This window comes from Streptomyces sp. SID1328 (assembly GCF_009865595.1).
GTDB classification, from domain to species: Bacteria; Actinomycetota; Actinomycetes; order Streptomycetales; family Streptomycetaceae; genus Streptomyces; species Streptomyces griseoluteus.
On the sequence record NZ_WWKH01000281.1, the window covers coordinates 1 to 5517 of the forward strand.

General features: G+C 72.1%; 6 protein-coding genes. 4 read left to right on the forward strand and 2 right to left on the reverse strand.

The annotated features are described in order from the left end of the window. Positions 1–38: 38 nt before the first annotated feature. Positions 39–689 (forward strand): TetR/AcrR family transcriptional regulator, encoded by a 651-nt coding sequence (locus tag GT030_RS08510; RefSeq protein WP_161200567.1) that lies wholly within the window; start codon positions 39–41, stop codon positions 687–689. Between the two features lie 28 nt (positions 690–717). Here GT030_RS08510 and GT030_RS08515 read toward each other — a convergent pair whose 3' ends face one another. Then, complete coding sequence (locus tag GT030_RS08515; protein ID WP_161200568.1) at positions 718–1155, reverse strand: PPOX class F420-dependent oxidoreductase; 438 nt, start codon at positions 1153–1155, stop codon at positions 718–720. 244 nt (positions 1156–1399) lie between these two features. Here GT030_RS08515 and GT030_RS08520 point away from each other — a divergent pair, with 244 nt between their 5' ends. Next, entirely contained in the window at positions 1400–2632 is a 1233-nt protein-coding gene (locus GT030_RS08520; protein WP_161200569.1) for a serine hydrolase domain-containing protein, read from the forward strand. 72 nt (positions 2633–2704) lie between these two features. Then, a complete protein-coding gene (locus GT030_RS37310) occupies positions 2705–3589 on the forward strand; it encodes a 3-hydroxyacyl-CoA dehydrogenase NAD-binding domain-containing protein (RefSeq protein WP_161200570.1) in 885 nt (294 codons plus the stop codon). An 88-nt stretch (positions 3590–3677) separates the two neighbouring features. Here GT030_RS37310 and ribA read toward each other — a convergent pair whose 3' ends face one another. Beyond that, a complete protein-coding gene (gene ribA / locus GT030_RS08530; protein WP_086689963.1) occupies positions 3678–4337 on the reverse strand; it encodes a GTP cyclohydrolase II in 660 nt (219 codons plus the stop codon). Between the two features lie 39 nt (positions 4338–4376). Here ribA and GT030_RS08535 point away from each other — a divergent pair, with 39 nt between their 5' ends. Then, a complete protein-coding gene (locus tag GT030_RS08535; RefSeq protein WP_161200571.1) occupies positions 4377–5153 on the forward strand; it encodes a creatininase family protein in 777 nt (258 codons plus the stop codon). Positions 5154–5517: the final 364 nt, after the last annotated feature.

Consider the following 5517-nt stretch of genomic DNA (forward strand, 5'->3'; position numbering starts at 1 on the left):
ACCGGTACAAGCCCCGCCCCACGGCCGGAAGGAACGCGATGAGCAGCGTCGACGAACCGGTGGACCCCGCGCGGCGGTTACCGGACGCCGCCCGCACCCGGTCGGACATCCTCGACGCGGCGACCCGCGAGTTCGCCCGTGCCGGGTACGACGGCGCCCGCGTGGAGGAGATAGCGGCCCGCACCCGCACCACCAAGCGGATGATCTACTACTACTTCGGCGGCAAGAAGCAGCTCTTCGCGACCGTGCTGGAGCGGGCCTACGGCGCGCTGCACGAGGTCGAGGAGCTGCTCGACCTGGAGCACCTGGACCCGGCCGCCGCCGTCCGCCGTCTGGCCGAGGTCACCTTCGACCATCACGAACGCCACCCGGACCTGGTCCGCCTGGTCGGCATCGAGAACATCCACGGCGGCGAGCATCTCGCCGCCGCCCGCCGCTACGGCCGCATCGACTCCCCCGGCCTGGACACGCTCCGCCGCGTGCTGGACGCCGGGCGGGAGCAGGGGGCGTTCAAGGCCGACGTCGACGCGGTCGACCTGCACGCGATGATCAGCGCCTTCTGCTTCTACCGGGTCGCCGGCCGCCACACCTTCGGCGCCCTCTTCGACCGCGACCTGGCCGCCCCCGCCCGCCGCGAGCACTACCGCACGATGCTCGCCGACATGGTGCTGGCCTACCTCACCCGCTAGGTGTGCAGACCCGCAGGGTTGTTCACACCTAGCGCTTCGGCACGCCGTACGCCCGGTCCACGGGCAGCCGGACCACCAGGCGCCTGTCGCGGACCATGGACGCGCGGTAGTCGTCCCAGTCGTCGTGCTCGCCCAGCACCTCGCGGTAGAGCCGCACCAGCTCCTCCACCGTCTCGTCGTGCGGGTCGGCCGCGACCGGGCTCAGCTCGGCCGTGCCCTCGACGACGGTGTACGCCCAGCGGTCGGCACTGGTCACGTAGTACGAGGCGCGGGCGTCCCGGCGCAGGTTGCGGGTCTTGGCGCGGTCGTCGGTGACCGAGATCCGGACGATCCGCTCATCCGGGTCGTAGGCGTGGACGACGTTGGACATCTGGGGCCGCCCGTCCCGCTTCTGCGTGACCAGCACCCCGCCGTGTCCCTCGGAGAGCAGCGCCAGCAGTGCGTCCTGCGTCGTGTCCTGAGTCATATCCACGTCAACGGGCGCGGACTCGGCCCGCATTCCCGGACCGGCCGGGGACAGTCTCCACGCGCGCACCCAGAGCATCCATTCGCTGACGCTGCGCGAGATCGCGGCGTCGGCGCGGGCACCGAGTCGTGTCGCGTCGTTCACAAGATCGGCTGAGAGCGGGGTACTTGGCGGTGATCATGCGCCACGATGAGCGTGGAGACCGGCTCGGCAGCACAGGGGCCGGCAGGACCGGAGGAGAGCCATGGCACAGCTTCGACAGGAAGTCGCCCCGCAGGACGTGGGGCTGGACGCGAAGGCGCTGGACCGCCTCGACCAGCACGCGGCCGGTCTCGTGGACGAGGGCCGGCTGCCCGGCTTCCTGGTGTCGGTGGCCCGTGGCGGCCGGGTCGCCCATCTGACCACCTACGGCCACCGCGACCTCGCGGCCGGGCTCCCGGTGGAGACCGACACCCTGTGGCGGATCTACTCCATGACCAAGCCGGTGACGGCGGTCGCGGTGCTGATGCTGGTCGAGGAGGGCCTGCTCACCCTGGACGACCCGATCGACCGGTACCTCCCCGAGTTCGCCGGCCCCCGTGTGTACGTGAGCGGTTCGGGGGACGACGTACGCACCCGTCCGGCCGCCGGCCCCATCCGCGTGTGGCATCTGCTCACCCACACCGCGGGCCTGACCTTCGCCTTCTACCACGACCACCCGGTGGACGCCCTCTACCGCGCGGCCGGGCTGGAGTCCTCCGTGCCCTCCGGCGCGGACCTCGCCGAGACCATCGCGGTGTACGCGTCCCTGCCCCTCCAGTTCGAGCCGGGCACCCAGTGGAACTACTCGGTCGCCACCAATGTGCTGGGCCGCCTCATCGAGGTCGTCTCGGGCCGCCCCCTGGACGCCTTCTTCGCCGAGCGTGTCCTCGGCCCGCTCGGCATGACCGACACCGGATTCCACCTCACGCCCGAACAGGAGCACCGCCTGGCCGAGTTGTACGGCGAGACCGAGGACGGCGGCATCACCCCGGTACCGGGGCTGCCGGTGCGCGGACGGCCCCGGTTCCTGTCGGCAAGCGGCGGGCTGGTCTCCAGCGCGGGCGACTACCACCGCTTCATGGAGCTGTTGCGCCGGGGCGGCGAACTCGACGGCGTCCGGCTCCTCTCCTCCGACACGCTCGCCCTGATGACCCGCAACCAGCTCCCCGGCGACGCCGTGCTGCGCGAGTTCGGCGCCCCCGCCCACCAGGAGCGCGCCAACGACGGCCTGGGCTTCGGCTTCAACGTCTCCGTCGTCACCGACCCCGCCCGCACTCTGGCCCCCTCCGCGCCGGGCACCTTCGGCTGGACCGGGGTGGCGACCACCGCCTTCTGGGTCGCCCCGGCGCTGGACCTGACCGTGCAGTTCATGACCCAGGTACGGCCCCGCACCCTGAAGATCTTCCCCGACCTGCGCCGCCTGGTGCACGAGGCGGTCGTTGCGCCGGTGGGGTGAGGGGGCGCCGGGCTCGCGGGGAACCGGGCATGACTGGGTAGTGCCCGCCCCGCCTGTCTGGAGTGATGCCCTGTGGCCGTCGTGACGATCGTCGGTGCCGGAGTGATCGGTGTGTCCTGGGCCCGGCTGTTCGGGGCGGCCGGCTGGGAGGTCCACCTGAGCGACCCGCGCCCCGACCTGCCGGAGATCGTGCGGCGGGACCTCCACGGACTGCCGGTGACCGCGACCGACGACCTGGCGGGCGCCGCCTCCGACGCGGACTTCGTGCAGGAGGCCGGGCCGGAGCGGACACCGGTCAAGGAGACGGTGTTCGCCACGCTGGCCGAGCACACCGGCGACGACGTGGTGCTCGCCTCCTCCTCGTCCTCCCTGCTGCCCTCCCTGATCGCCGCGGGCAACCCGGCGGCCGACCGGATCGTGGTGGGCCACCCCTTCAACCCGCCCGAGCTGATGCCCCTGGTGGAGGTGGTCCCCGGCCCCGACACCTCGGCCCGCACGGTCGAGCGGGCGATGGAGGTCTACCGGAGTCTGGGCAAGGTGCCGATCCGGCTGAGGAAGGAGATCCCCGGCTATGTCGGGAACCGGCTCCAGAAGGTCTTCACCGACCAGGCGATCCACCTGGTCCAGGAGGGCGTGATCGACGTGGCCGACCTGGACGACCTGGTCCGGGCCTCGCTCGGCCTGCGCTGGGCCACCGTCGGCCCGTTCGAGAGCGGGATGCTCGGGGGCGGCCCGGAGGGGATGCGGCACCTGGTGACGCACGTCGGCTCGCAGATGACCTTCGAGACCGGCGCACCGGACCCGGCCCGGATCGGCGAGGTGCTGGACGAGGTGGAGGAGGCGTACGGCACCGGCGTCGCCGCCTACGACCGGCTGGCCGAGCTGCGCGACGAACGGACGCGGGCGGTGCTGGAGCCGCTGGGCTGGCCGGTGCCGCCGTCGGTCCAGGGCCGCTGAACTGCGCTGCGCGCTTGTGAAGTTCGGCGGAAACGAGACGTCCGGCCGGGGAGCCCGGCCGGACGTCTCGCATGGGGGAAGGTGGGGCTCAGGAGCCGTGGGCCACCGCGTCCAGGTGGGGCAGGTGGTGGTCCAGGCGTTCGCGCTTGGTGCGCAGGTATGTGATGTTGTTCTCGCTCGGCTCGATCAGCAGCGGCACCTGCTCGGCGACCTCGATGCCGTGCTTGGTCAACGCCTCCCGCTTGCGCGGGTTGTTGGACATCAGCCGGACCGAGCGCACCTTCAGGTCGTGCAGCATCTCCGCCGCCACCCGGTAGTCACGGGCGTCGACCGGCAGACCGAGCGCGAGGTTGGCCTCGACCGTGTCCAGGCCCTCCGCCTGGAGGGCCATCGCCCGCAACTTGGCCAGCAGACCGATGCCCCGGCCCTCGTGACCCCTCAAGTACAGGACGACACCGGCGCCCTCGGCGACCACCGCGCGCAGCGCGGCCGCCAACTGCTCGCCGCACTCGCAGTGCTGGGAACCGAAGGCGTCACCGGTCAGGCACTCCGAGTGCAGCCGCACCAGCACGTTCTCGGCCCCGATGTCACCGTGCACCAGGGCGACCTGCTCGTCGCCCCGGTCGTGGTCCAGGTAGCCGATCGCCTGGAACTGCCCGTACGCAGTGGGCAGCGGGGTGTTCACGACGCGTTCCGTGCCCGAACGACGCGGGTTCTTCCCGCCGAAGGCGCCGATGTTTTCTGTCATGATCTGATTCCTAAGCAGAGACGAGAGGCCGTGGGAAACATGAGTGGTTCGGGCGCGCGAGCGGCGGCCTACGGGGTGATGCCCGCGGACACCACCGAGGACGTACGGGCGCGGGGGGCGGGTGTGTCACGTCAGGTCGCCGTCCTTCCCGTGGGGAGCTTCGAACAGCACGGTCCTTACCTCCCGTTGGCAACCGACACCCTGGTGGCCTGCGCCGTGGCGCGGGAGATCGCCACCGCGTACCCGGTGCACCTCCTTCCCCCGGTGACCCTCGCGTGCTCGCACGAACACGCGGCCTGGCCGGGGACGGTCAGTATCTCCTCCGTTACCCTGCATGCGGTCGTACGTGACATCGCCGACTCGCTGCGTCGCTCGGGCGTGGAGTCGCTCGTGGTGGTCAACGGGCACGGCGGGAACTATGTGCTGGGCAATGTCGTGCAGGAGGCTTCGGCGCGGGGCGAGCGGATGGCGCTGTACCCGGCGGCCGAGGACTGGGAGGAGGCGCGGCAGCGGGCGGGTGTGGAGACCTCGCTGCTGACCGACATGCACGCCGGGGAGATCGAGGCGTCCATCCTGCTGCACGCTCATCCCGAATTCCTCCGCCCTGGCCACGAGTCGGCCGATTTCACCGCCGACGACCGTCGGCATCTGCTCACCACGGGAATGTCCGCCTATACCGAATCGGGCGTCATCGGCCGCCCGTCCCTGGCCTCGGTGGAGAAGGGGAAGGGCCTGCTGGCCGGGCTGGTGGAGAACTTCGAGCCGTACTTCCGGCTGCTCACCTCGCCGGAGGCGCCCAGCGCGCCGCGCGGGTAGCCGCGCAGGGCGCCGGCCCAGCGGGCGACGAGGACGGCGGCGCCGGGCAGAGCGGCGACGAAGCTGAGCACGCCGTACACCACGGCGACGGCGACGCCGCTGCTCGCGCCGAGTCCGGCCGCGGCGAACGCCCAGGCGGTGACGCCCTCGCGGGGGCCGAAGCCGCCCACGTTGAGCGGCAGTCCCATGGCCACCAGGGCGAGCACCGCGAGCGGCAGCAGCACCGCGACGGCCGCCCCGCTGCCCGCGATCCGGGCCGCGACGACGAACATGCCGAGGTGCCCGGCGAGGACGACCACCGAGGACAGCGCGATGCCGGGCCCGCTCTCCCGCGACAGCAGCCCCTGCCGCGCCTCCCGCAGCA